The organism is Microbispora rosea (assembly GCF_044460045.1).
In the GTDB taxonomy this organism is placed as follows: Bacteria; Actinomycetota; Actinomycetes; order Streptosporangiales; family Streptosporangiaceae; genus Microbispora; species Microbispora rosea.
Genome location: NZ_JBITJO010000006.1, coordinates 502,825 through 527,951 on the forward strand (window position 1 = coordinate 502,825; position 25,127 = coordinate 527,951).

A 25,127-nucleotide genomic window follows, 5' to 3' on the forward strand; every position below is an offset into this window, starting at 1 on the left:
TCCGAGCGGCGGACGAGTCCCCGGGGGTCGCTCACCTACCGTCACCGGCCGTAGGGAGAAAGACCCGAAGGGAAAGATCGATGTTCAAAATGTCCGACTCGGTGGCCTTCCGGCGCTCCGTCACCGGAGTCCTGCTGTTCGTCGCGCCGCTGCTGCAGTTCGTCGCGCTCCTCGTCGACCCCGGCACGTGGGGCGACGACCGCGAGATGGTCAGCTACGGCGACAACCCCGCCCTGGCCCAGCTGGAGTCGCTGCTCTACCACTGGAGCTGGGTGCTCGTCCCGATCGCGGCCTTCGGCCTGCTGCACCTGGTGCGCAGGAAGGCCGTCGTCTTCGGGCACATCGCCGGTGGCATGACGATCATCGGCTACATCAGCGTCTCGGCGCTGCTCCTCATGGACCCCGTGGAGTGGTGGTTCGGGCAGCACTACCCGGTCGAGCAGGGCCAGAAGATGTTCGACGAGGTGTTCAACCTGCCCGGCGTCATCTTCGGGTTCACGCTGCCGTGGATCTACCTCGGCATGATCGGACTGCCGCTGCTCCTGCTGGCCGTCTGGCGCGCCGGCTTCGTCCACTGGTGGGTTTCGGCCGTCGTCGCCGTGGGCTACCTGGGCGCCATCGCGGTGCCGTACAGCCCGCTGACGATCCCGTTCTGGGGCGCCCCCGTCATCGCCATGGGCTACCTCGGTCTCAAGGTGCTGCGCATGACGAACGCCGATTGGGCGTCGTACTACCCGAGCGCCGACCCCGGCGTCACCACGCCCGACTCGTACGCGAACACGACCGCCTGAGCGCGGTCGCGCAGGTTCAGCTTCATGAGCACGCGGGCGACGTGGGTCTTGACCGTGGCCTCGCCGACGAAGAGCTCCTTGGCGATCTCGGCGTTGGTGAGGCCCCGGGCGAGCATCCGCAGCACCTCCAGTTCGCGCGGGGTGAGCTCGGCGAGCTGCGGAGGCCGGACCGGCTCGTGCCGGCCCGCGAAGGAGGCGATCACCCGGGTGGTGACGGCGGGGTCGAGCAGGCCGTCACCCGCGGCGACGACCCTGATTGCCTCCACGAGCTGCTCCGGCGGCGACACCTTCAGCAGGAAGCCGCTGGTGCCCGCGCGCAGCGCGGCGTACAGGTTCTCGTCGGTGTCGAACGTCGTCAGCATGATGACCTTGGGCGGCCGGGGCGCGTCGAGCAGCTGCCTGGCCGCGGTGAGCCCGTCCATGCGCGGCATCGAGATGTCCATGAGCACGACGTCGGGCTGCACCCGGCGGGCCAGGGCGACCGCCTCGGCGCCGTCGGCGGCCTCGCCCACGATCTCCATGCCGGGCTCGCTCTCGACCACCATGCGCAGGCCGGCCCGGATCATCGCCTGGTCGTCGGCGAGGACGATGCGGACGGTCAATTCGTGGCCTCGCTCATCGGCACTCCCTGGGAGATGGGCAGCGTCGCGCGGACGCGGTAACCGCCCTCCGGCAGCGGCCCGGCGTCCAGGGAGCCGCCGAACAGCTCGGCCCGCTCCCGCATGCCGATGAGCCCGTTGCCGGTGGACAGCGCCGGTCCGGCGCCCCCGCCGTCGTCAATGATCTCGAGTTCCAGCCGTTCGGGGTGGTAGGCGATCCGGATGCGCACGTCGGCGTCCCCGGCGTACTTGACCGCGTTGGTGAGGGCCTCCTGCACGATCCGGTAGGCCGACAGGTCGAGACCGGGCGCGAGCCGTACGGCGTCGCCCTCGACCCGCAGCGTGGCGCGCAGCCCGGAGGACCCGACGGTCGAGATGAGGTTGGGCACCATGTCGAGCCCCGGTTGGGGCAGCGCCTCGTCCTGCGGCATCCGCAGGGCGCCGAGCATGATCCGCAGCTCCTCGACCGCCTCTCGGCCCGCCTGCTCGATGCCGCTGAGCATCTCGGCCTCCTGAGAGGGGCCGTCTTCCTGCGCCGCGCCCATCCGCCGGCGCAGCACCCCGGCCTGCATGACCATCATGCTCACGCTGTGGGCCACCACGTCGTGCAGTTCCCTGGCGATCCGGTTGCGCTCGGCGGCGACGGCCTCGGCGGCCCGGCGTTCCCGCTCCGACTCCAGCCGCGCCGCCCGTTCGCTCATCCGGTGCGCCCGCAGGAGGTAGCCGTGCAGGGCCAGTCCCGTGGCGTACGCCGAGCCGAACATGACGGTGAGGTAGACGACCTCCTGGAACGGCAGGAACCGGTGGTCGACGGCCCCCGAGTCGAAGATCAGGATGCCCGCGAACGCCCAGGCGCCGCCGTGCCTGACCGACAGGTGGGCGCCGATCGTGTGGAAGACGATGAGCAGCGCGGCGAGCTGCCAGACCGGGCATGACTCGTTGCCCTGCCGGTGCCAGGCGTACTGCGCGAGGATCATGAGGATGAAGACCGCCACCGGAGCCCTGCGGCGATACCAGACCAGGACGCCGGTGACCAGCGCCTGCCCGACCCACCACAGCTCGGGATTGCGGGCCGCTCCGTAGTCCATGGCGTCCGTGAACGCCTCAAGGGTGCCCAGCGCGATGATCGCGAGGCCGATCAGGAGGTCGACGCGGGGAACCGAGCGGAGGGGGGACAAGCGCATGCGCGCAGAGTAATCCTTGACGGCACAGCGCGCATCAGGGAACAGACCTCCCGCAATCGGCCTGCAAGTAATCGTCAAGCGACGGCGCGATCATCGCGCTGTATCAAGTGGGTGTCGGTCACGAAACCCACCTTGTCGAGCACTGTCCGCGCTGAGACGCTTGAGGCGTTCCGAACAGGCATAGGAGAAGCAGATGCCCCGCCTGCACTCCCTTATCGCGGGGCTGGGCGCGCTGTCGGCGCTCGCGGCGCCCTTGCTCCACCCGCACCCCAGCGGTTCCACCGACCGGGTCACCCCCGGCGCGGTACGCGTGGAGTCCTCCTCGCATGTCCGCATCACGCTGCTCGACGACCGTGGCGTGATCAAGCAGTTGGCCCGGGACTACGACGTCGACCTGGCGAAGGGCAGCGGCTTCACGGTCACGCCCGACGGCGTGGTCGTCACCGCGACCCAGGTCGTGCAGGCCGCCGAGGATCCCCGGGTGTACGCCGCCAACCGGGTGTTCGCCGAATACTTCAAGGTGAAGATCCCGGCCGACTTCAAGCGGCACTCCCTGGACGACGCCGACCTCGACCGGCGACTCCAGGCGTGCTATCCGCCGCAGCAGACCGAATCGACCTGCATCGCCGACGTCACGACCAACGTCAGTGTCTACCCCTACCTCGACCCACCGCCGCCCGGGGGCCTGCCCGCGCAGATCCTGACCGCCGGAACCTCCCCCGCGTCCCCGGCCGTGCTGAAGGTCACCAAGGGTGGCGAGAAGCAGTCGCTGCCGACCGTTCCGCTGGGCACGACGATCGGCGGGGCGGTCGAGTCGCTCGACGTCATGTCGCTCCCGGGCAGGCCCTCGGCGAAGACCCCGCCCAAGCTCGACACCGCGCACCTCGACCCGCCGGGCAGCCGGACCTTCAAGGAGCGCGACAAGGTCGCCAAGCTGCTGGACGAGGGCGCGCCCGGCGCGGCCCTCATCGACGACGGCAAGAGCGAGGTCGTCGGGTTCGTCTCCGGGGGCGGCGGCGAACCGGCGACGATCACCCCCGCCGACGACATCCGCAGCGCGCTGGTCGCCGCGGGGGTCACCCCCCGCCGCGGCGCGGTCGACGTCGTGTACGAGAACGCGCTCGCCTCCTACCACAACAAGCTCTACAGCGGCGCGATACCGGCGCTGCAGCAGGTGCTCAACCTGCGGCCCGACCACGCGGTGGCGGCCGACCATCTACGGGTCGCCCAATCCAAGCAGGGCACCGCGGAGGACGCCGGCGCCAAACCGGCGGCGCGCCCGGTCGCCGTCACGCCGCCCAAGTCGTCGGTGCCGTTGTACGTGTGGGCGGCCGGCGGCGTCGCGGTCCTCGCCCTGCTGGCCGTGGGCGTCGTGCTGCTGCGCCGCAGGAGCACCGCACGCCCCGGCACCGGCGGCGAGACCGACCCCGGTGTCCCCGTGCCCGGTGTCGCCGCACCCGGTGTCGCCGCGCAGGGGGAGTTCGCGGGCGAGGCCGGGTCCTACCCGCCGCCGGAGAACTCCTGGCCGCCGTACGCCGTGACCAGGGTGTTCGGGGCGGAGGCCGCCCGGTCTCCCGACGTCGTGGGGCCGCCGCCGGCTCCCGTGCCCGCGGATCCGTCCCCGCCCGGCGGACATTCGTACCCCGCGGACCTGTCGCCGGCGCACGGGCACGCGCATCCGGAGGAGCCCTCGCCGCCGCGCGGGCACTCGTACCCGCCGAACCCGTCGCCGCCTCGGGGACAGGCGCAGCTGAAGTTCTGCACGCAGTGCGGCATGCGGCTGGGGCAGGGACACCGCTTCTGCGGCTTCTGCGGGAACCCAGCCGATTCGTGATCTACAGGACGTTCAAGGGGAGACCGTATGACCGAGGGACCCGTGATGCCGCCGCTCGTCGGGCGGCGGCTCGGCGACTACACGGTCGAGGCGGTCGTCGGACGGGGTGGCATGGCGACGGTCTACCGGGCCCGCGACCAGCGGCTCGGGCGGGCCGTGGCGCTGAAGGTGCTCGCGCCGCAGCTCGCGCACGACGATCGCTTCCGCGACCGGTTCGTGCGCGAGTCCCGGATGGTGGCGAGCATCGACCACCCCAACATCATCCCGGTGTACGAGGCCGGCGAGCGCGACGAGCTGCTGTTCATCGCCATGCGCTACGTCGAGGGCAGCGACATGCGCAAGCTCGTGCAGTCGGAGGGGCCGCTGCCGGTCGGGCGGGCCAACCCGCTGTTCGTGCAGATCGCCTCGGCGCTGGACGCCGCGCACGCCCACGGCCTGGTGCACCGCGACGTGAAACCGGCCAACATCCTGGTCACGCGGGCCGACCACGTCTATCTGACCGACTTCGGGCTCACCAAGAGCTCCTCGGCGGAGGCCGGGCTGACCAGCCACGGGCACTTCATGGGCACCCCCCGCTACGTCGCCCCCGAGCAGATCCGGGGGCTGCCGGTCGACGGCCGGAGCGACATGTACGCGTTCGCCTGCGTGGTGTACGAGGCGCTCGCCGGGCAGCCGCCGTTCCAGCGGGACACCGAACTCGCGCTGCTCTACGCCCACGTGTCCCACGACCCGCCGCCGCTGACGCCGTACCGGCCGGACCTGCCGCACGCGGTGAACGCCGTGCTCACGCGGGCGCTGGCCAAGTCGCCGGGCGAGCGGTTCGAGACGTGCCAGGCGTTCGTGTCCGCGCTGCGCGACGCGATCAGCGGCGGTGCGGGCGACCCGGCGCCGGCCTCCCCGTCGTATCCTCCGGTCTCCACCTCCTATCCCCCGGTCTCGTATCCGCCGGTCTCTCCGGAACCCGCCGGGACCCGTCCGCAGGGGTCCTACCCGCCGGCCACGCCCACCTCGTTCCCTCCCGGCACCAGGCCGCCCGTCACCCATCCCTCCGGCTCGACGCCCGCGGCGTCCCGCCCGCCCGTGAGCCATCCGACCGGCGCCGGGACCGCCGTGGGCCACGTACAGGGAGGGGTGCAGGGACAGGGGTCGTTCCCTCCCGGGTCACCGCACTCACACGCGACGGTCGCGTCGGCGGCCCCGCAGGGCCACCGGCGAGGGCTGCCGCTCGGACCGCTGATCGGCGGCCTGGCGATCCTGGTGTCCATCGCCGTCGCCGCCACGCTGCTGCTCACCAGGGGCGGGGACACCGCCGCGACGTGGAACACCTACCCGGGCAGCACCGCGGCGCCGTTCACCATGTCGTACCCCTCGGCCTGGGGCGAAGCCACGACGAACGCCGACCAGTGGATGATCGCCTCCCCTGCGGTGAACGAGTTCAACGCGCTGTTCGCGGTGCCGGGCAACACCGACTGGTCGAAGGTGACCCCCATCATCACGGGCCAGCCTGATCGCGCCGCGGGCGTGTTCGCCCAGGTCAGCAACACCCTGAGCACCTCCGACTCGCCGATGGAGCTCCAGGAGAGCCTGGGCCCCGCGCTGCCCGGCGTGGCCACTTACTACGGCGTGCCGGTGCCGACGACTGTCGGGGCCAGGCCGGCGTTCCGGATCGAGGGCGTGCTCAGCGACCCCCAGCAGGCCTCGCGGCTGGAATTCATCACCTACGTCGTACGGCAGGGCGACACCGGCACGACCGTGCTGATCACGTTCTTCTGCCCGGCGGGCAAGTTCAACCAGTCGAACATCGACCACATGGTGAACAGCATCACGTTCACGTCCTAGCCGGGTCCGCCGGGCCGCCCCCGGGCCTTGGCCGGGCTCCCGCCGCCGGCACACGTGATCGGTACCCGGCGGCAGGAGGAGCGCATGGCCGTCCCGGAACGACCGATCACAGAAGCGGGCTGTGTTCCCGCCGGGCGCGCCAGTCCCGGGCGCCGTCGAGGACGGCCCGGTGGACCGCGCGGGCGATCCGCGCGCCCCAGACGGAGCGCGGGCCGCCGAACGCCTCCGCCGGACCGTCCTCCCGTACGGCGACGCACACGGCGTCCGACGCGGTTCCGGTGCAGGGGAATCCCGCCTCCAGCAGCGCCTGCGTCTTCGCCTCGGTAACCGTCATGACGGCGTTGACCAGCGCGGGGTCGGAGAACGCGACCGGCACGGCCACCAGGATGTTGATCGTCCCTGGGCGCGGCGCGCGCCCGCCGGTTTCCAGCACCCCGGCGTCGCCCGCGCCGACGGTCTCCCGCGCGGACTCCGCTTCGGATTCCGGGGCGGTCTCCCGCGCGGACTCCGGGGCGGCGGGCAGGCCGGGGTCGGGCACGCCCTCGGGCGCGGCCGCCCAGGTCGGCACGCCCAGGCCGACCGTGGCGACGGCCTCCGCTCCCCCGTCTTCTGCCGCGGCGTACCGCTCCACCACCGCCGCCGTCATCATGCCGACGCCGGGGCCGCCGGGGCCGAGCGCGTCCATGTGCTCGACCGGGTCCATGCGTGAGTAACCGGCGGCCACCTGCGCGTTCAGCGCCCACTCACGGCGGCCGACGCCGCCGCCCAGCATCGCCGAGGAGATCATCCGCCAGCCGGGCCCGAACCGCCACAGCAGCGCGCCCAGCCGGAGGCCGTCCTCCGTCCGGTATGTCAGGGACGGCCGAGGGAGGCCCGTCACGCCTCCTCCGCCATCGAGGCGACCGACGGGCGGACCAGGTGGACGACCGGCCGCCCCTCGGGGCCGGGCTCCACCCGCACGCGGGCGCCGAAGTGCTCGGTCAGCAGCGGCTCGGCCAGCACCCGCGCGGGCGGCCCGGCCGCGACCGCCCGCCCGGCGGCGAGCAGCACGAGCGCGTCGGCGTACTGCGCGGCGAGACTGAGGTCGTGCAGCGTCGTCACGACGGTGAGGTCGTCGGCCAGGCGCAGCCGGTCGACGAGTTCGAGCACCTGCTGCTGATGGCCCAGGTCGAGCGCCGTGGTCGGCTCGTCGAGCAGCAGCACCGGCGCCTGCTGCACCAGCGCCCTCGCGAGCACGACGCGCTGGCGCTCGCCGCCGGACAGGTGCCCGAGCGGCCGGGACGCGAAGCCGCCCAGGTCGAGCCGTTCCAGCACCGACCGCGTCACCTCACGATCCCGCGCGCTCTCGCTGCCGAGATAGGCGATGTACGGCGTGCGGCCGAGCAGCGCGTAGTCGTAGACCGTCATGTCGGGCGGCAGCGCCGGGCTCTGCGGGGCGTAGGCGATCAGCCGGGCCCGCCGGCGCGGGCGCAGGTCGTCCACGGCCGTCCCCTCGACGAGCACCTCGCCCTCCCTCGGCACCAGCCCGGCGACGGCCCGCAGGAGCGTGGACTTGCCCGCGCCGTTCGGGCCGATGATCGCCAGCCACTGGCCGGGCGCGGCCGACAGCGTGACGTCCGCGAGCACCCGCCGCCCGCCCAGCGTGACGCCCACGCCGCGCGCCTCGACGGCCGGTACGGCCCGCCCGCTCACGTCTCCACCCGCCGGGTCACGCGCAGGACGGTGACGAAGAACGGCGCCCCGACGAACGCCGTGACGACCCCGATCGGCAGTTCGGCCGGTGCGAGCACCGTACGCGCGATCGTGTCGGCCAGCACGAGGAACGCCGCGCCGCCGAGGAACGACAGCGGCAGCACGATCCGGTAGGACCAGCCGGCGAGCCGGCGGACCACGTGCGGCACCACGATGCCGACGAAGGCGATCAGCCCGCTGACCGCCACCGCCGACGCGGTGGCGAGCGAGGCGGCCAGCAGCACGACGAAGCGCACGCGCGCCGCGCGCAGGCCGAGGCTGACCGCCTCCTCGTCGCCGACCGACAGCACGTCGAGCAGCCGCCCGTGCAGCAGCATGACGACGGTGGACACCGCGGCGTACGGCGCGATCATGCGGAGCTGGTCCCAGCCGCCGCCGACGTCGCCGAGGATCCAGGAGTAGATCCGCTGCAGTTCCTCCACCTTGAGCTGCTGCACGAAGGTCTGGATGGCGGTGAGGAACGAGGTGACCGCGACCCCGGCGAGCACGAGCGTCGCGGTGCCGCCGCCCCGGCCCGCCGTATGGCCCAGCGCGTACGCGAGGAACACCCCGCCGACGGCCCCGGCGAAGGCGGCGATCGGCACCGCGCTCACCCCGGTATCGCCGCCCAGGAAGACCACGACGAGCGTCACCGTGAGGCCGGCTCCGGCCGCCGCCCCGAGCAGATAGGGATCGGCCAGCGGGTTGCGGAACACGCCCTGGTAGCCGGCCCCCGCAGTGGCGAGCAGCCCGCCCACGACGGCGGCGAGCAGCACCCGCGGCACCCGGAGCTGGAACAGCAGGCCCTCCTCGACCGGCGCAAGGCCCGAGTGCACGGACACCAGCGGCAGCCGGTCGAGCAGCGCGAGCGCGATGGCGCGGGGCGAGATGCCCGCCGCGCCCGCCATCAGGCCGAGGGCGAGACTGGCCGCCAGCACGACGGACGCGACGAGCAGCGCCCGGCCGCGCGGCCGGGCCGGAGTCATGACGCCACCGCCGGCCTCACCGGCGTCACCGCGCACCCCGCCACCAGGGCCGTCCGCGTCGTCATCGCGCACCGCGCCACCAGGGGCGTCCGCGTCGTCACCGGCTCAGCTCGCCGCCTTCTGCACGGCGTCGCTGACGGCCTGGGCGAGGTCCACGACCCGAGGCCCCCAGCGGGAGGCGACGTCGTCGTCCAGACCCACCACGCGGCCCTTCTTCACCGCGGACAGACCGGACCAGCCCGGCCGCTTGGCCAGCGCGGCGGCGTCCTGCCCGCAGCACTTGGTGTCGCCGAGGAAGATCAGGTCGGGGTCGGCCTTGGCGATGAACTCCGCCGACAGCTTGGGATAGCCGCCCGCCGCGTCCGGCGCCTCGTCGGCGATGTTCTTCAGCCCGAAGAGGCCGTAGACCTGCCCGAGGAACGTGCCCGATGTCGCCGCGTAGGGCGTGGTGTCCAGCTCGTGGTAGTAGGTCAGTTCCTTGTCCTTCGGCGCCGCCGCCGCGAGGGCGTCGATCTTCTGCTTGACGCCGCTCGCCACCTCGTCGGCCTTGGCCGCGTTGCCGGTGGCCGCGCCGAGGTCCCTGATCTGGTCGTAGGTGTCGTCCAGCTTGGCCGCGGCGGGTTCGAGCAGCACCGGCACGCCGACCTTGCCGAGCCCGGAGACCACGCCCTCCAGGTCGTTGGCGAGCACCACGAGGTCGGGCTTGGCGGCGACGATCGCCTCGACGTTGGGCTTGAACCCCGACAGCGAGGTCTTGGGCGCCTCGGGCGGGTAGTTCGACTGGTCGTCCGCGGCCGTCACCTGCGCGCCCGCGCCGATCGCGAACAGGATCTCGGTGGCCGTCGGGGACAGCGACACGATGTGCTCGGGCCTCTTGGCGATGGTCACCGCGCCGTTGCCCGCCTGGACCGTGACGGGGAAGGCGCCCTGTCCGGTGCCGTCCGAGGCGGCGGGGGTGGGGGTCGCGGACGTGGCGGCGCCGTCGCTCTGGCCGCAGCCGGCCAGAGCGAGCACGCCCAGCACCACACCCGCGACGGCCGTGCGTACGGGCCTCACGAGGTCCTCCATAAGGGGGAATGCCGGGAATCGAGGGACCCGCTGGAAGCGACGGATCACCCTTTTCCACGAGGGTCGATGGCGTCGGCGCGCAGCGCAGGCGACCTGGCTCGTCCCCGGGGGCGGGGAACCACAGTTGCGGGACAGCGCCGGGTTCTCACCGGACTTCGCTGCGCGGCGCGCGTCGGACGCAACGGTACCAATCCCTCACGCGGCGTCCACCCCCGCCCCGGAACCCGCCGCCCGGGGGCGGACGGCGCTCCACTCGGACGGGCCGTCTGCCTGGGCGTACGCCGGGGTGGTAGGGCAGGCCCTACCCCGGCGGTAGGGGGGCGCCCATGAGCTGAAGTAGGGACCGCGTCGCTGCGCCGGGCGGGGCCGCGGCGGGACGCTTGACGCGCAGCCCCAAGACCCCCTGCCAGAAGACCCCGCGCCAGAAGACCCTGCGCCAGAAGACCCTGCGCCAGAAGACCCCCTGCCAGAAGACCCCGAGAGCCGGAGGACCCGAATTCCCCGGCCCCGCCGCCCGTGGATCGCCCTCCGCGGCGGCCCGACACAGCGAAGGCGGCCCCCGTGTCCCTGACCATGCTTCCCCCCGCGGCCGAGAGGGCCCCAGCCGCGCCCGCGCCGCGGGATCGCTTCATCGACGTCCTGCGCGTCTTCGGGATGGTCCTGGTGGTCGTCCAGCACTGGACGATGCCGGTCCTGTCATACGCCCAGGGACGGCTCACCACGGGCAACGCCCTGGCGGCGATCCCGTACGTCACCTGGATCTCGCAGGTCATGCCGCTGGTCTTCTTCGCCGGGGGCGCGGCCAACGCGATCAGCTTCCGGTCGGCGGTGCGACGGGCGGGGGGCCCGCAAGCGCGGTCCGGCGCGGCGCGGGAGTGGACCGCGCGCCGGGTACGCCGCCTGGCCTGGCCGGTGGTGCCGCTGGCGGTCGTGTGGCTGCCGCTCCCCCACCTCCTGGTGGCCCTCGGCGTTCCCGCGCAGCCGGTGGAGGTGGCCGCGCGGACGGTCGGCCAGCTGCTGTGGTTCCTGGCGGTCTACCTGCTGGCCGTGGTGGCCACACCGCGCCTGCTGCGGATGCGGACCGGGGTGGTCCTGCCGGTGCTTGCGGGCGGCGCGGTGCTGATGGACGTGGTCCGGTTCTCGGGCCTTGAGGCCGCCGGCTACCTCAACGTCGCCTTCGTCTGGCTGGCGGTCCACCAGGTCGGGTTCCGGTACGCCGAGGGCGGCCTGGAGTGGCTGACGGGCCGCCGGGCGGCCGGGCTCGCGGTGGCCGGGTTCGCGATGGTGGCGGCCCTGGTCGCGACCGGGCCCTACCCCGCCAGCATGATCGGGATGCCCGGGATGATCTCGAACATGGCCCCGCCGAGCGCCTGCCTGCTCGCGCTGTTCGCCGGTCAGCTCGGCCTGGCGATGCTGCTGCGCCCCGCCGTGAACGCGCTGGCCGCCCGCCCGAGGGCCGAGGCGGTGCTCAGCGCGCTGGCTCCGCGCATGATGACGGTCTACCTGTGGCACATGACCGCGCTCGTCGCCGTCGGCGGTGTGGCGACCGTCGGGTTCGGGCTGACGACCCCGCAGGCCGGCTCGGCGGCCTGGTGGAGCGCCGTCCCGCTGTGGCTGACCGTCCTGGCGCTGGTCCTGGTCGCGCTCACCGCGATGCTCGGCCGGTTCGAGGACCCCGCGGGCGCCGCAGCCCACCGGCATGTGCCGGCGGCCGTCCCGCTCGTGGGCGGCGCGCTGCTCACCCTCACGATCACCGGTTTCGCGCCCGGCGCAGCGCCGCTGATCGCGTCCGTCGCCCTGATCGCGGGCCTCGCCCTGGTCAGCCGGCCCGCAGCTGCCGCTCCACGTCGTCGATGATCTCCTGCATGCGCAGGCCGTGGCGGGCGTCGAGCGGATGCCCGCCGCCGTCGCGCACCGTGCCCGCGAACTGCCGTACCACCTCGGGGAAGACGTCGCCGAGCTCGGAACCGAGAAGTGTGGCGTTGCCGAGCCGTCCGTACACCTCGACGCGGCTGGGCGGGGTCTCGCCCTCGGCGGCCATGCTCAGCGACGCCTCGCTGACCGCGCCGCCCTCGTGCTCCAGCAGCAGGCCGACCCAGCCGAGCGGGTCGCCGTGCGCCTTGACCGCGACCACCCGGCCCAGCGCGGCGTCGAGCAGGTCGATCATGTGCGGGCCCACGTCGAGCACCGCGCCGCGCTCCAGCCGCCAGGGGGTGGCGAAGGGGCCGCCGCGCAGGCTTCCGGAGATGTTCGCGGCGTGCCCTCCGAAGGGCTCGATCCGCCGGGCCCGGTCCAGGAAGCCGGCCGTCGCCGCCGAGTAGCGGAACGTGAAGAGCATCTGGGAGGCGACGCCCGCCTCCTCGATCGCCCCGGCGAGCCGCCGGGCGCCGTCGAGGTCGGCCGCGAGCGGCTTCTCCAGCAGCAGCGCCCTGCCCGCCCGGGCCGCGCGCACGCCGAGCTCGGCCTGGACGGCGGGCGGCACGCAGAAGGCGACCGCCTCCGACGCCGCGAACAAGTCCTCCAGCCGCTCGAAGGAGGGCGCGCCGTGGGCGCCGGCCAGCGATCGCGCCGCCTCGGGCCTGCGCGCCCACACCCCGGACAGCGTCGTGTGCGGCCCGGCGGCGAGCGCGGGCGCGTGCACCATCTCCGCCCACGGTCCCGCACCGACGAGTCCCACCCGCACCGGCTCCATGACGGCCCCCTTTCCCGCGGGGGACCCTACTGCAGGCCACGGCCGGGCGGTCAAGGGGGCCGTGGCGAGTGAAACCGGTCACACGGGCAAGATGGAGGCCCTATGAACGTCATCCTGCTGAGGCACGGCGAGACCGAGTGGAGCAGGGCCGGGCGGCACACGGGCCGCACCGACCTGCCACTGACACCCCACGGCGAGGAGGAGGCGCGCGCCCTGTCCCGCCTGGTGGCGGGCCGGTCGTTCGCGCTGGTCCTCGTAAGTCCCGCGCAGCGGGCCCGCCGTACGGCCGAGCTGGCCGGCGCCGGGCCGTACGAGGTGGACCCGAATCTGTGGGAGTGGGACTACGGCGGTTACGAGGGAATCTCCACCCCCGACATCCGCGAGTCACGCCCCGGCTGGTACGTCTGGCGCGACGGCGTCGTCCCGGGAGACGGGGCGCACCCGGGTGAGACCGTCGAGCACGTCGGGGAGCGGGCGGACAAGGTCCTCGCCCGGATCCGGTCGGCGGACGGGGACGTCCTGGTCGTCGCGCACGCGCACATCCTGCGTGTGCTGGCGGCCCGCTGGCTGGCGCTGCCCGCCGACCACGGCAGGAACTTCCGCCTCGACACCGGGACGTACTCCGTCCTCGGCTACGAGCACGACGAGCCGGTCCTGCTCCGCTGGAATGCGCCGGCCTGAAGGCGTGCCGGCCTGAGTCACGTCTGTCCGATCGAACCTGTCCGATCACGCGCGCCCGAGACGCGTGTCACACCTGGGCGACCGGCTGGGGCTGCGGGCCTCGGCCGGTGAGCCATTCCAGGACCTTGCGGTGGCCGCGCCGGGCGTCCTCGAAGTGCCCCCACCGCCAGTACCTGGGCTGCTCCCGTACCCCCGTGACCCATGTCCGGTAGGCCACCGACCTCGGCTGCCCGTCCGCCGGGTCGGCCGGAGTGGCGACTCCGTAGGTGCGGATCACCACGCGGCCTCCGGGTGCGAACAGCACGTCGTCGGCCACCGGATAAAGAGTCATCTGGTCCAGCACGGGGTCCCCCTTGTGAGCTTTACTGGGACCCACTCTGCCGGATCCGTGTTACGCCTCCCGCGTCGCGCTGTTACGCCTGTGAGAAGCGGGTGAACACGGGGTCGCTCCAGAGCCGGTCAGACCAGCAGTCCGTCGAACTCGCCGTCCTTGACCCCGAGCACCAGAGCCCGTATCTCGTCACGTGTGTAGATGAGCGCCGGCCCGTCGGGATAGCGGGAGTTCCGGACGGCCACGCTGCCGTCGGGAAGCTCGGCCAGCTCCACGCAGTTGCCGGTCGAGTTGCTGTGGGCGCTTTTCCGCCAGGTGACCCCGGCGATGTCGGTTGCGGGCATCCCGTTATAAGCGTGCATTTATGTCTCTCTGAGAAGTTCGCCGAGGATCTCGGCAGTGCCGCCGGGCGTGGTGCTCTCCACGCACAGCTGCTCCATGGCCGTGAGGTAGGGATCGATGTCCTCACGTTTGTCCAGGTAGAGCGCACCCCAGAGCTGCTCGACGTAGACCACGTCCGAAAGGTCGGACTCCGGGAAGCGGAGGATGGTGAACGCGCCTCCCTCGGCCGCGTGCATCCCGTAGCGAAGGGGCATCACCTGAAGGGTGATGTTCGGCAGCGTGGACACCTCCAGCAAATGCTGGAGCTGTTCCCGCATCGTCGCACTCCCTCCGATGGGCCGCTTGAGCGCGGCCTCGTCGATGACGGCCCACAGCCGGGGGCCGTCCTTGCGCGTGAGCCTCTCCTGCCGCTGCATCCGCAGATGGACGCGCTGTTCGAGCTCGTCCTCCGGGGCGTCCGGATAACCGAGCAGGATGACCGAGCGGGCGTACGCCGCCGTCTGCAGCAGGCCGGGCACGAACTGCACCTCGTAGGTGCGGATCACGCTGGCGGCCTCCTCCAGGCCGACGTAGGTGACGAACCAGTTCGGCAGCACCTCACCGAACTTGTGCCACCACCCGGGCGTGTTCGCCTCGCGGACCATCTCCAGCAGGCCACGCCTCTCGGCGTCGTCGTGGACGCCGTACAGCGTGAGGAGGTCTTCGACGTCACGTGTCTTGAACCCGACCCGGCCGAGCTCCATCCGGCTGATCTTCGACTCCGAGGCACGGATGTGGAATCCGGCGACCTCGCGGGTCAGCCCCCGCTGCTCACGCAGCCGGCGCAGGCTCGCGCCGAGCATGATGCGTCGAACGGTGGAACCGGATCCGGGCGGATCTATGGACACGTGCTATTCCTCCGCTTTGTGGACTGGTTCACAGTCTGTCAAAGATCGCCCCCTTCGTCCCGGTGGTGTTCGGGGGTAACCGTAGCGCGTGCACAACACGCTTGCACGTGCATTCGCTCTTGCACATGCACGGGAGTGTCCCTCATCATGATCCCGTGCAGTCCACGAACCTGACTCGTGGCCAGAACCAGTGGTCGGCGCTCGACTGGTGGCCGCCCATCGGCTGGTGGCCGGAGCCCGCCCGCGATCTCCTCGACCCCGGGTCGGCCGCCGCCAGCGCCACCTTCGTCCTGCCACCCCGTGCGGAATCGGTCCACTCGGCGCGCAGCTTCGCCATGGGGACCCTCGCGGGCTGGCAGCTGGCCGACCTGATCGACGGGATGGAACTTGTCGTCTCGGAGCTGGTCACCAACGCCCTGCGGCACGGCATGACACTCGCCGACGGCCGTGTGCGGGAGGCCATGCGGCTGTCGCTGATCCGGCGGGGAGCACACGTGACCTGCGCGATCACCGATCCGGGGTCGTCCGCGCCGGTGCTGCGGGACCCCACGCCCTTCGAGCCGGGCGGTCTCGGGCTGCACATCGTGGAATCGCTGAGCGTGTGCTGGGGATGGTGCCCGCTCGTCCCACAGGGCAAGGCGGTGTGGGCCGTACTGGCGGCCTGACCACCGGCCTGCGGCCGGACGGCGGGGCCACGCGCTTCGCCGTAGGCTTCGGCCGTCCCGGACGGGGAGTGCCGGCTCTCCTGCCGGGGGTGCCGGAAAACCTAACCGGATCGCCAGATTTACCTATCGCCGGTCATGGTCCGCCGGCCGAAGAGCGCTCCCGTGCAGCCCGGAATGCATGGGAGCGCCCTCCGGCCGGCGGCCCGGATTCCCCGGAACCGCCCCTGAGGCCGGGCGCGGCACGCGATGATGGGCGGAGAGCGGGCCGCGACGGCCCGGCGGCGTGCTCGTTCCCCAGCGATCGGCGGAGAAATATCGTGATCTCCGGATTCGTGACTTTGCGCTCTTTGTTCGCTCACGGACCCCGGCGAGACGGTGATCTGCACTACGGTGGCTTCCTGGGACTCCCGAGAGATCTACGATGGACGATCACCTAATCGGCTGGCTGACCAGTCTTGACGAAGACAGGCTCGCCCGCGTGCTGGCGAACCGGCCGGACGCGATCGCCGCGCCGTGGCCCCGGCGACTGGACGCCCTCGCGCAACGTCTGACCGACACCTTCGCCGTCATGGAGGTCATGCGCGGCCTCCCCCTTCCCCCGCTCGAACTCCTGCAGGCGTGCCTGGTCATCGGCGGCCGTCCGACGGAGGACGAACTGGCCCGTTTCCTCGGGGTGAGCACCTCCGCGGTGATCCCCTGGCTCGACCATCTCTACGACCACGCCGTCGCCTGGCCCGGCCGCGACGGCAGGATCACCGTGGCCGAGGCCGTCGCCCGCTGGTGGACCGCGCCCTGCGGCCTGGGCGAGCCGCTCGGCGCGTACCTCGACTCCTGGAAGCTCAGCACCGACGCGCTGCGCCGCATGTGCCGCGTGCTCGACCTGTCCGCGCAGGGCGGCAGGCGCCAGGTGGTCGCCCGGATCACCGCGCTGCTCGGCGACTGCGAGCGCCTGGGGGCGCTTCTCGACGACGCCCCCGACGGCACGCTCGGCATGCTCGACGACTTCGCGTGGGACGGCCCGGTCCGCAGCGTGAACGGCAACCGGTTCATCACCCCGGGCACGCCGGAGAAGTGGGCCCTCGACCGCGGCCTGCTCTTCCGGACCCAGTGGGACCTGGCGGAGATGCCCCGCGAGGTCGCGCTGGCGCTGCGCGGGCCCGACTACCGCGGGCCGTTCACGCCGTACCCGCCCGATCTGGCCACGGCCGAGGCGGACGCCGACGGCGTCGAGCACGCGATGTGCCTTGCCGCGCCGCACGTGCTCGACCGGGCCACGGCGCTGCTGGAGAACGTCGACAAGACGCCGCTGCCACTGCTCAAGAACGGCGGGGTCGGCGTGCGGGAGATCAAGCGCCTGGCCAGGGAGACCGGCTGCGCCGAGGACGAGACCCGGCTGCTGCTGGAGGTCTGCGCGGTCGCCCGGCTGATCGCGATCGACGAGGAGGCGGGCGGGCTGACGCCGGCCGGCCGGTACGACGCGTGGCGGCTGGAGGAGGCGCCCATGCGGCTGCGCGTCCTGCTGGCCGCCTGGTGGCGGATGGAGCGGTCGTCGTTGCGCCGGGTGGACGGCCGCCACCCCGCCGCGCTCGGCGACGACCCGGCCGGCGAGACGATCGCCAGGATCCGGTGGGCCCTGTTCGCGGCGCTCGCCGAGATCACGGAGGGCAGGGCCTTCGCGACGCTGCCGGAGCTCGTGCAGCGGGTGCACTGGCGCGCCCCGCTGCTCGACCGGGAACTGCTGGACGGCTGCGCGGAGGCCGTGCTCGCGGAGGCCCGCCTGCTGGGGCTCGTGGCCTGCGACGCGCTCACCGCTCTCGGCCGGGCCCTGGCCCCGCTCGCGGCCGTCGCCGGGGACGAGACGCGCGAATGCGCGCCCGAGGTCGAGCACGACCCCGCGCTGGCGAAGGCAGCCACGCACGCCATGGCCAGCGCCCAGCGCACGGCCCTGTTCGGCGCCGACCTCACCGCCGTGGTGACCGGCCCGCCGTCGGTCGAGCTCGCCGCGCTGCTCGACCGCGCCGCCGACCGCGAGTCGCAGGGCACGGCGTCGGTCTGGCGGTTCAGCCCCGCGAGCGTACGGCGGGCCCTGGACGGCGGGGACACGGCCGACACGCTCGTCGCCGACCTGTCGGAGGCCGGGACGCTCCCCCAGCCGCTGACCTACCTGATCAGGGACGTGGCGCGGCGGCACGGCGAGGTCACGGTGTCGTCGGTCGGCTGCATCGTCCAGGGCTCCGACCCCGCGCTGCTCGCCGAGATCGCCGCCCACCGCAAACTGGCCAAGCTGGGCCTGCGGCTGCTGGCGCCGACCGTGCTCGCCGGCGCGGCGCCCGCCGCGGCCACACTGGCCGCCCTCAGGGATGCGGGCTACGCCCCGGTGCCGGTGGACGACACCGGAGAGATCACCATCCGGCGCGAGCCGCAGGGCGGGCGGCTGATCCTCCTGCCCGGCGGCCGGGTCGCCGAGCTCGAACCTCCCGGCCCCCTGCTGGAGCCCCCGCCCGACCCCCGCGAGCACGCCAGGCGGCTGCTGGTCAGCGGCGGCCCGGTGGCGGCCACGGCGCAGCCCCGCCAGACGTGGGCCGTCATCGGGCGCATGGCGACCCGGCTCCCGGCGGCGCAGCAGTCGCTGCTCGGCTTCGTCGTGGACCGCGACGTCCGCGCGATGATCACGCTGGCCGACGGGGTCACCGCCACGGTCAGCCACGGTGAACTGCGCAGCGGCGTGCTCGACGCGTGGTGCGAGGAGGCCGGCGACTACCTGGAGTTCCCGCTCAACGAGATCGCCGCGGTCACCGCCGACTGCTGACGCGCCTCACGGGGACGCCTCAGCGGACGCCGCAGCGGCGCAGCACGAGCAGGGCCAGGGCGCGGGTGACGTCGCGGACCTCCCGCAGGTCGACCTGCTCACGCGGGGCGTGCGCGAACCGGACGTCGCCCGGCCCGTAGTGCAGGGTCGGCACGCCCGCCCCCGCGTACAGGCGCAGGTCGCTCCCGTACGGCGCGGCGGTGCGGCCCGGCCGTCCCCCGGTCACGTCGGCCACGGCCCGGGCCGCCTCCTCCGCCAGCGGGTGCCCCTCGGGCAGCCGGCCACTGGCGAACTGCCCGCCCGGCCAGGTGACGCGTACGGGGTTGTCCCGCAACCAGGGGTCGTCCAGATCGGCGAGGACGCTCTCCAAGGCGGCGCGGGCGTCGGCCGGGTCCTCGTCGAGCCGGACGCCCAGCCGTCCCTCGGCCACGAGCAGGTCGGGCACCGTGCTCGCCCAGTCGCCCGCGCGCACGGTGCCGATCTCGATCGGGTACGGCAGCGGGTTGCCCGCGAACAGGGAGCCGGGATCGGCGTTGCGCTCGCGTTCGAGCCGCCGGACGGCCTGCAGCACCGGCACGAACGCCTCGACGGCGTTGACCCCCTCGTAGCGGGTGGCGCCGTGCGCGGCCCGGCCGGCGACCTCCAGGCGGAAGGTCAGCGCGCCGGCGTTGGCGGTGATCAGCTTCCCGCTCGTCGGCTCGGTGATCACGGCCGCCTCCCCGCTGTGGCCCCTGGCCAGGGTGGCGAACGCGCCGAGCCCGCCGTCCTCCTCGCTGATCACGCAGTGGACGGCCAGGGGCCGCGCGAGCCGCACGCCGGTCGCGCGCAGCGCGCGCACCACGGCGAGATTGGCGGCGAGACCGGCCTTCATGTCGCAGGCGCCCCGGCCGTGCAGGGCGGTCGCGGTCAGGCGCGCGCCGAAGGGGTCCTGCCCCTCCCACTTGCCCGGGTCGCCGATCGGCACCACGTCGGCGTGCCCCTGCAGGATCAGCGCGGGCGCGCCCTCACCCTCGGTGACGCCGACCACGCCGTATCCCTCGGCGCGCTCCGCCTCCATGCCGGGGAACCCCTCACGGGAGCGGAGATCGTCGAGGTCGAGCTTCCACATGTCGACGTCGAGGCCCCATTCGGTGAGCATGCGGGCGCACCTGTCCTGCAGGTCCGACTCGGCGTCGGTGCCGGTGATGCTCGGCACCCTGACCAGGTCGGCCAGCAGGCGCACCGTCTCCGCCTCGTCGAGGGCGTCCAGAACTCTCGCTTCGACATCCATGCCGGAGACTGTACGGCCTGCCACGACCGGCGTGGAGCCCCGGAATGCACGTGCATTCCGTCGTACGGTGGATCTTTCAGGAAGGAGTCCGGGATGGCGAGACTGACAGCCGGCTGGGTGGGCCGCCCGGGGGTCTGGCGCAGCCTGATCGCGTGGCCGGCGGTCGCTCCGTTCGCGCTGTGGGCCCTGCTGCGGCTGGTGCCCGGCGACGTCCATTTCCGCTGGGTGCAGCTGGTGGCGTTCACGCCGTACGTCGCCCTCGCCTCGGTCGTCGCGCCGCTGGTCGCGCTGCTCGTGCGGCGTCCCGTCGCGCTGGTCGCGGGCCTCGCGGTCACCGTGACGCTGGCGGCCTGCGTGCTGCCCCGCGCGCTGTCGGACGCGTCCCCTCTCGGCTCGGCCGGTCCCGGCGTGCGGGCGGCCGGCGATGCCGGCCCGGCCCTGCGGATCCTGTCGGCCAACCTGCTCTACGGCTCGGTGCCGCCCGCCGCGCTGGTGGACCTCGTGCGGCGGCTGCGCCCCGACGTCCTTACGCTGCAGGAACTGACCCCGCAGGCCTCGGCGGGCCTGCGCGCGGCGGGCCTGACCACGCTCCTGCCGTACGCGGACGACCGGGCCCAGGAGGACTCCAGCGGCTCCGGGATCTTCACGCGGTTCCCGCTGCGGCCGGCGGATCTCACGGCGGTGAACGGCCGCAGGCAGGCGGCGGGCGTCATCGAGGTTCCCGGCGCCGGACCCGTCGCCGTCGTGTCCGTGCACCCGTGCGCGCCGCGCTACGCGTTCCGGTTCAGGTGCTGGTCGAGGTCGCTCGCCTCGCTGCCCGGCCCGGGCGAGCTCGTACGGATCCTGTCCGGCGACTTCAACGCGACGCTCGACCACGCCCCGGTGCGGAGCCTGCTCGACGCGGGCTACCGGGACGCGGCCGACGCGACCGGCAACGGCCTGGCCGGCACCTGGCCTTACCGGAAGTCGTCGGACTTCGGTGGCCTGCCGGTGCCGCCCGTCACGATCGACCACATCCTGGTGGACCCGCGCGTCGCGGTCCGGGCGTTCGGCGTCCATCGGCTGCCGGAGACCGACCATCGGGCGATCTTCGCCGAGCTGGTCCTGCCCACGACCGGCACCTAGCGCTTAGCGCCGCGGGGCCCGTTCCGACGCGGGGAAGGCGAACCGCGGCTCCGCCCCGGACCACCACGCCCCGATCGCGAACGCCGCCGCCGCCTCGACGTAGACCGCACGGGACAGCCCTCCGCAGGGCATCGGCGTGCATCCCATCGACGTGATCAGCGCGGCGGTCCTGTCGAGGCTCAGCGGGTCGTCGCCACAGAACGGCACGGCCAGCGCGACCCCTTCGAACGCCGGCCGGGGCAGCGTCCAGATGCTGTCGTGGCACAGGTTGAACGCCTTGACCACGTGGGCGCCCGGCGCGGCGTCCGCCATCAGCCGGGCGACCGAGGTCGTGCCGCCCGTCGTCAGCACAGGCCCGTCGTCTCCTGGCCGGAGGGGATTCGAGCAGTCGACGACGGTCCGCCCGGCGAGGTCGGCCGCGAGCCCGTTCACCAGCCGCGGCGCCGCGCCGGCGGGAACCGCCGCGAGGACGACGTCGCCGTGGGCCGCCGCGTCCGCGAGCGTCCCGTCCTTCGCGGCGCCGATGCGAGCCGCCGTCGCGGCGGCCGCGGACCGGTCGCGTCCGCCGACGAGCACGTCGTGCCCGGCGCGGGCCCAGGCGCCGCCCAGTGCCGTGGCCATCGCGCCCGTGCCGAGGATGCCGATACGCATGAGGGGCTCCGTTTCCGGGGAATCAGGTGACGGTCCGCGACGCTAGGCGAACCGACGCACACCACACGGTGTCCTTCGCGGCGGGCAGGATGAGGCCATGGACGAGTTCCCCGACCGGCCGGCGTACACCTCCGACTGCCGGGCGCGCCTCGCGTTCGAGGTGCTCGCGAACCGCTGGGATAGCGTCGTGGTCTACACGCTCGGCGAGACCGGCCCGATGCGGCCACGGCGGCTGCGCGCCCATATCGGCGGGATCTCTCCCAAGGTCCTCAACGAGGCACTGCGCCGCCTGGAGCACAACGGCCTGGTCGAACGCCGGGCGTACGCCGAGGCGCCGCCCCGTGTCGACTACGCGCTGACGGAGGCGGGCACGGCTCTGCTCGCACCCATGCGCGCGATGGGCATGTGGGCCGTGCGCCACGGAGACGCCGTGCTGGACGCCCAGGACCGCCACACGGCACGGGGACGGGAGCGGCGCCTCACAGGCGCGTGAGGGCTACCTGAGCGACACGCGGCCGAAGCGGGTCTCGAAGCCCTTGCCCACCGGGGCTGCGCACATCACCCCGGCGAGGGCCGGGGCCTGCGGCGGGAAGTAGGCCAGGCGCAGCAAGTGCTCCGGCTCCGCGCCGTTCACGCCGTATCGGACGGTCACGGCGTCGCCGGCTCGTTCGAGGTCGAACGTCGCGGAGACGAGTCCGCCGGGCGCGGGCGTGACGGACCAGTCGGAGAAGCCGCGGGTGACGACGACGCTGAGCTGGTGGCCGCCGTCGACGAACTCGACCCCCGCCTTGATCCAGTTCTCCTCGTCGATCCGCAGCACGGCCCCGGCCTGGTCGTACTGCTCGGCGTAGTCGGCCTCGAACGTCACGGTCAGCCGCGCGTCCCCGGCGACCTGGCGGCCGAACATGTGGGCGGTGTCGTACGAGTAGCCGTAGTGCGTGGTCTGCCACAGGTCGGTCTGGGCGCCGGCGACGGCCCGCAGGCCCTCCCCCGTCTGCGACCACTCGGCGGGCTCGTTGATCCACACGAAGTCGTCCAACGCCATGCCGGCCCCCTGCCGTCGCTTTGCCTGATCGTGCAATCAGAGCGCTTTCCGGGCGCCTGCGTCAAGGACGATCTACGCGGTCTTTAGATCGATTTGTCCACTTTACTTACTCTTTCCCTATACTCGTGCCTCACATCACCTTTTGCCCCAGTAAATCCCGTACATCGCAAAACCGTCGTATCCCCTTCCCCAGGGAACGCGCGACCCGCTTCCGGAGCCTTCCGCCCCACTTTTCCGAAGGTCGCTCCGCCATACCCGGGCGCGCGTGCGGAACCCGCCTGCCAGCCGGGACTCCTCGACGACGCGAGGCCCCGTTCCCCCGAGGGCCGCCCCGCGACCGAGACGAAAGGAACCTCATGCGCAAGCGAGCCCGTCAGGTGATCATCACGGCGATGGCCGGAACCACACTCGTCGCCTGCGCGGCCACCGCCGCGGACGCCTCGGTGATCCCTCAGGCTCCCTCCTCCGTGCCACTCCCCCCGAGGGCGCCCGTCGTCTCCCCCGACACCGCCCGCCCGATCCCCACAGACCTGGCCGCACTGGGCGCGGCCTTCAACGAGGCCCTCCGCTCGGCGTACGCGAAGGCGAAGAAGGCCGCCGCCCTGCCCTCCGGCGTCTCCACCGCCACGTCCTTCTGGGACGCCCAGACCGCGTCGGGCAAGCCGATGCGATACCGGACCATCGCCAGCCCCTACTGGCCCCTCGGCACCAAGGTGCGGATCACGTACAAGAAGAAGAGCGCGATCGGCGTCGTCGAGGACTTCGGCCCGGCCGAGTGGGCCGTGGCCCAGCACGACATCCCGGCGATCGTCGACCTGTCCGAGAAGATGATGGCCGACCTGACGGGCGTCGCCTCCAACACCGTCCACGTACGGTTCCAGGTGCTGAAGTGGGGCAAGGGCGGTGTCTACCGCCGCTCGGGAACGGGCCACGACCTGGCCATGGGCCGCCGGTGAGCCCCCGGCGCCGGTGAACCTCCGATGACGGTGCCCGGGCCGCTGCGCGTAAACTGCGAGCGTGGCTGACCCGAAGTTCGAGATCCAGATGCTCCACGACCGCGTGATGGTCAGGGTTCAGCGGGACCTTGAGGAGCGGCGCAGCAGCGCGGGCATCGTCATCCCGGCAACGGTCAAGATGGCCAACCGGCTCGTCTGGGGCGAGGTGTGCGGCGCCGGCGCCAACGTCAGGTCGGTCAAGACCGGTGACAAGGTCCTATTCAACCCCGAGGACCAGTACGAGGTGGAGGTCCACGGCCAGCTCTACCTGGTGCTGCGCGAGCGCGACCTGCACGCCGTGGCGACGCAGCAGACCGACCACGGCACCGGCCTCTACCTCTGACCCCCCGACCTCTTGTCTGTGGCCTCCGGACCTCTGTCTCTGGCCTCCCGACCTCCCGCCGAGGTGAACCGTGACGCTTCAGGATGACCTCGTCGATCTTCGCCGCGCGCTGCACCGGGAGCCGGAGATCGGTCTCGACCTGCCCCGCACGCAGGAGAAGGTGCTCGCGGCACTCGACGGCCTGCCCCTGGAGATCACCACCGGCGAGCGCCTGTCGTCGGTGACCGCCGTCCTGCGCGGCGGCGGCCCCGGCCCCGCTGATCACCGCCCCGCCGTGCTGCTGCGCGCCGACATGGACGCGCTGCCGGTGCACGAGAAGACCGACGTTCCCTACCGGTCGCGATTCGACGGCCGCATGCACGCCTGCGGCCATGACCTGCACACGGCCATGCTGGTGGGGGCCGCCCGCCTGCTCAGCGAGCGCCGTGCCGACCTCGCCGGAGACGTGGTGCTGATGTTCCAGCCCGGTGAGGAGGGGGAAGAGGGCGCCCGGCTGATGATCGAGGAGGGCGTGCTCGACGCGGCCGGGGCCAGGCCCGTCGCGGCGTACGGCATGCACGTCTTCTCCACGACGATCCCGCGCGGGCTGTTCCTGACCAAGGGCGGGCCCGTGCTGGCCGCGGCCGACACGCTGACCGTGACCGTGCGCGGCAGGGGCGGCCACGGGTCCTCCCCGCACCGCGCCCTCGACCCGATCCCCGCCGCCTGCGAGATCGTGACGGCCCTGCAGACCCACGTCACCCGCGGCTACGACGTCTTCGACCCGGTCGTGGTGACGGTGGGCAGCTTCCACGCCGGCACCACCGACAACGTGATCCCGGACGAGGCCACGTTCGAGGCCACCGTGCGCACGTTCTCGGCCGGCTCACGCGACCGCGTCAGGGAGGGCCTGGTCCGCCTCGCCCGCGGCATCGGCGAGGCGCACGGCCTCACCGTCGACTGCACGTTCGGCATCGGCTATCCGGTGACGGTGAACGACGACGCCGAGGCGGAGTTCGCCGCCCACACGGTGCGGGAGGCCCTCGGTCAGGACCGCTACTTCCCGCTGCCCACGCCGGCGACCGGCTCGGAGGACTTCTCGTACGTGCTGGAGCAGGTGCCCGGGGCGTTCCTCGTGGTCGGCGCCTGCCCGCCCGGCCGGGACCTCGCCACCGCCCCGGCCAACCACTCCGCGGAGGCGGAGTTCGACGACGCCATCCTGTCCGACGGCGCGACGCTGCTCACCGAACTCGCGGTCCGCAGGCTGGCCCGCGCCTGAC

Annotated in this window: 24 protein-coding genes and 1 pseudogene; 12 read left to right on the forward strand and 13 right to left on the reverse strand. The window is 73.1% G+C overall.

Translation table 11 applies throughout. The features are described from left to right. Positions 1–80 precede the first annotated feature (80 nt). Positions 81–791 (forward strand): hypothetical protein, encoded by a 711-nt coding sequence (locus tag ACIBK1_RS27140; RefSeq protein ID WP_076431800.1) that lies wholly within the window; start codon positions 81–83, stop codon positions 789–791. Here the strand turns inward: ACIBK1_RS27140 and ACIBK1_RS27145 are convergent. Further along, positions 731–1,393, reverse strand: coding sequence for a response regulator (locus tag ACIBK1_RS27145; protein ID WP_396738524.1), 663 nt, complete (start codon positions 1,391–1,393; stop codon positions 731–733). The genes ACIBK1_RS27140 and ACIBK1_RS27145 overlap by 61 nt on opposite strands. Next, on the reverse strand, positions 1,390–2,574 hold the full coding sequence (locus tag ACIBK1_RS27150) for a sensor histidine kinase (RefSeq protein WP_051761766.1): 1,185 nt from the start codon (positions 2,572–2,574) through the stop codon (positions 1,390–1,392). The genes ACIBK1_RS27145 and ACIBK1_RS27150 overlap by 4 nt, the downstream gene beginning before the upstream one ends. 193 nt (positions 2,575–2,767) lie before the next feature. On the opposite strand from ACIBK1_RS27150, the gene ACIBK1_RS27155 reads away from it, so the two are divergent. Both ACIBK1_RS27155 and ACIBK1_RS27160 read left to right on the forward strand, forming a co-directional pair. Continuing rightward, positions 2,768–4,408 (forward strand): zinc ribbon domain-containing protein, encoded by a 1,641-nt coding sequence (locus ACIBK1_RS27155; protein WP_396738526.1) that lies wholly within the window; start codon positions 2,768–2,770, stop codon positions 4,406–4,408. A 27-nt stretch (positions 4,409–4,435) separates the two neighbouring features. Then, entirely contained in the window at positions 4,436–6,247 is a 1,812-nt protein-coding gene (locus ACIBK1_RS27160) for a serine/threonine-protein kinase (protein ID WP_396738528.1), read from the forward strand. 106 nt (positions 6,248–6,353) lie between these two features. Here the strand turns inward: ACIBK1_RS27160 and ACIBK1_RS27165 are convergent, their stop codons facing one another. The 4 genes from ACIBK1_RS27165 to ACIBK1_RS27180 all read right to left on the reverse strand — a co-directional run bounded on the left by ACIBK1_RS27165 (position 6,354) and on the right by ACIBK1_RS27180 (position 10,020). Then, positions 6,354–7,127, reverse strand: a complete 774-nt coding sequence (locus tag ACIBK1_RS27165; protein ID WP_396738530.1) for an adenosylcobinamide amidohydrolase — start codon at positions 7,125–7,127, stop codon at positions 6,354–6,356. Continuing rightward, positions 7,124–7,939, reverse strand: coding sequence for an ABC transporter ATP-binding protein (locus ACIBK1_RS27170; RefSeq protein WP_030508255.1), 816 nt, complete (start codon positions 7,937–7,939; stop codon positions 7,124–7,126). Before ACIBK1_RS27170 ends, ACIBK1_RS27165 begins: the two co-directional genes overlap by 4 nt. Next, positions 7,936–8,964, reverse strand: a complete 1,029-nt coding sequence (locus ACIBK1_RS27175) for a FecCD family ABC transporter permease (protein WP_357320375.1) — start codon at positions 8,962–8,964, stop codon at positions 7,936–7,938. The genes ACIBK1_RS27170 and ACIBK1_RS27175 overlap by 4 nt, the downstream gene beginning before the upstream one ends. A gap of 105 nt (positions 8,965–9,069) precedes the next feature. Next, positions 9,070–10,020: an ABC transporter substrate-binding protein gene (locus ACIBK1_RS27180; protein ID WP_396738533.1), complete on the reverse strand. Its 951-nt coding sequence runs from the start codon at positions 10,018–10,020 to the stop codon at positions 9,070–9,072. A gap of 573 nt (positions 10,021–10,593) precedes the next feature. Between ACIBK1_RS27180 and ACIBK1_RS27185 the strand changes: the two genes are divergently transcribed. Beyond that, positions 10,594–11,889 (forward strand): acyltransferase, encoded by a 1,296-nt coding sequence (locus ACIBK1_RS27185; RefSeq protein ID WP_231513900.1) that lies wholly within the window; start codon positions 10,594–10,596, stop codon positions 11,887–11,889. Here ACIBK1_RS27185 and ACIBK1_RS27190 read toward each other — a convergent pair. Further along, positions 11,852–12,724 carry a Gfo/Idh/MocA family protein gene (locus ACIBK1_RS27190; protein ID WP_396738535.1) on the reverse strand — a complete coding sequence of 291 codons (873 nt, stop codon included), beginning with the start codon at positions 12,722–12,724 and terminating at the stop codon, positions 11,852–11,854. The genes ACIBK1_RS27185 and ACIBK1_RS27190 overlap by 38 nt on opposite strands. Before the next feature lie 102 nt (positions 12,725–12,826). Between ACIBK1_RS27190 and ACIBK1_RS27195 the strand changes: the two genes are divergently transcribed. Further along, complete coding sequence (locus ACIBK1_RS27195) at positions 12,827–13,405, forward strand: histidine phosphatase family protein (RefSeq protein ID WP_396738537.1); 579 nt, start codon at positions 12,827–12,829, stop codon at positions 13,403–13,405. Positions 13,406–13,472: 67 nt separating this feature from the next. Here ACIBK1_RS27195 and ACIBK1_RS27200 read toward each other — a convergent pair whose 3' ends face one another. The 3 genes from ACIBK1_RS27200 to ACIBK1_RS27210 form a co-directional block, all read right to left on the reverse strand. Next, complete coding sequence (locus ACIBK1_RS27200; protein ID WP_030508261.1) at positions 13,473–13,748, reverse strand: hypothetical protein; 276 nt, start codon at positions 13,746–13,748, stop codon at positions 13,473–13,475. 116 nt (positions 13,749–13,864) lie between these two features. After that, entirely contained in the window at positions 13,865–14,098 is a 234-nt protein-coding gene (locus ACIBK1_RS27205; protein WP_030508262.1) for a DUF397 domain-containing protein, read from the reverse strand. Next, positions 14,099–14,920 carry a helix-turn-helix domain-containing protein gene (locus tag ACIBK1_RS27210; RefSeq protein WP_197042637.1) on the reverse strand — a complete coding sequence of 274 codons (822 nt, stop codon included), beginning with the start codon at positions 14,918–14,920 and terminating at the stop codon, positions 14,099–14,101. It lies immediately after the preceding gene. A 200-nt stretch (positions 14,921–15,120) separates the two neighbouring features. Between ACIBK1_RS27210 and ACIBK1_RS27215 the strand changes: the two genes are divergently transcribed. Then, the gene (locus ACIBK1_RS27215; protein WP_030508264.1) at positions 15,121–15,630 is read left to right on the forward strand and encodes an ATP-binding protein; all 510 of its coding nucleotides are present in this window, start codon (positions 15,121–15,123) and stop codon (positions 15,628–15,630) included. Between the two features lie 421 nt (positions 15,631–16,051). Further along, positions 16,052–18,439 (forward strand): helicase-associated domain-containing protein, encoded by a 2,388-nt coding sequence (locus ACIBK1_RS27220; RefSeq protein WP_396738539.1) that lies wholly within the window; start codon positions 16,052–16,054, stop codon positions 18,437–18,439. 19 nt (positions 18,440–18,458) lie between these two features. Here the strand turns inward: ACIBK1_RS27220 and ACIBK1_RS27225 are convergent, their stop codons facing one another. Then, positions 18,459–19,709, reverse strand: a complete 1,251-nt coding sequence (locus ACIBK1_RS27225) for an ArgE/DapE family deacylase (RefSeq protein ID WP_396738541.1) — start codon at positions 19,707–19,709, stop codon at positions 18,459–18,461. A 93-nt stretch (positions 19,710–19,802) separates the two neighbouring features. On the opposite strand from ACIBK1_RS27225, the gene ACIBK1_RS27230 reads away from it, so the two are divergent. After that, complete coding sequence (locus ACIBK1_RS27230; protein ID WP_030508267.1) at positions 19,803–20,834, forward strand: endonuclease/exonuclease/phosphatase family protein; 1,032 nt, start codon at positions 19,803–19,805, stop codon at positions 20,832–20,834. A 3-nt stretch (positions 20,835–20,837) separates the two neighbouring features. Here ACIBK1_RS27230 and ACIBK1_RS27235 read toward each other — a convergent pair. Continuing rightward, a pseudogene (locus ACIBK1_RS27235) lies at positions 20,838–21,494 on the reverse strand (NADPH-dependent F420 reductase); the annotation flags it as partial. 88 nt (positions 21,495–21,582) lie between these two features. Between ACIBK1_RS27235 and ACIBK1_RS27240 the strand changes: the two are divergent. Next, on the forward strand, positions 21,583–21,978 hold the full coding sequence (locus tag ACIBK1_RS27240; RefSeq protein WP_396738543.1) for a winged helix-turn-helix transcriptional regulator: 396 nt from the start codon (positions 21,583–21,585) through the stop codon (positions 21,976–21,978). Between the two features lie 3 nt (positions 21,979–21,981). Here ACIBK1_RS27240 and ACIBK1_RS27245 read toward each other — a convergent pair whose 3' ends face one another. After that, positions 21,982–22,530, reverse strand: coding sequence for a DUF1349 domain-containing protein (locus tag ACIBK1_RS27245; RefSeq protein ID WP_030508270.1), 549 nt, complete (start codon positions 22,528–22,530; stop codon positions 21,982–21,984). 356 nt (positions 22,531–22,886) lie between these two features. Between ACIBK1_RS27245 and ACIBK1_RS27250 the strand changes: the two genes are divergently transcribed. From ACIBK1_RS27250 to ACIBK1_RS27260, 3 genes are all read left to right on the forward strand, one after another. Further along, the gene (locus ACIBK1_RS27250) at positions 22,887–23,486 is read left to right on the forward strand and encodes an RlpA-like double-psi beta-barrel domain-containing protein (RefSeq protein ID WP_030508271.1); all 600 of its coding nucleotides are present in this window, start codon (positions 22,887–22,889) and stop codon (positions 23,484–23,486) included. A gap of 61 nt (positions 23,487–23,547) precedes the next feature. After that, positions 23,548–23,868 (forward strand): GroES family chaperonin, encoded by a 321-nt coding sequence (locus ACIBK1_RS27255; protein ID WP_030508272.1) that lies wholly within the window; start codon positions 23,548–23,550, stop codon positions 23,866–23,868. Between the two features lie 70 nt (positions 23,869–23,938). Beyond that, a complete protein-coding gene (locus tag ACIBK1_RS27260; RefSeq protein WP_396738546.1) occupies positions 23,939–25,126 on the forward strand; it encodes a M20 family metallopeptidase in 1,188 nt (395 codons plus the stop codon). Position 25,127 lies beyond the last annotated feature (1 nt).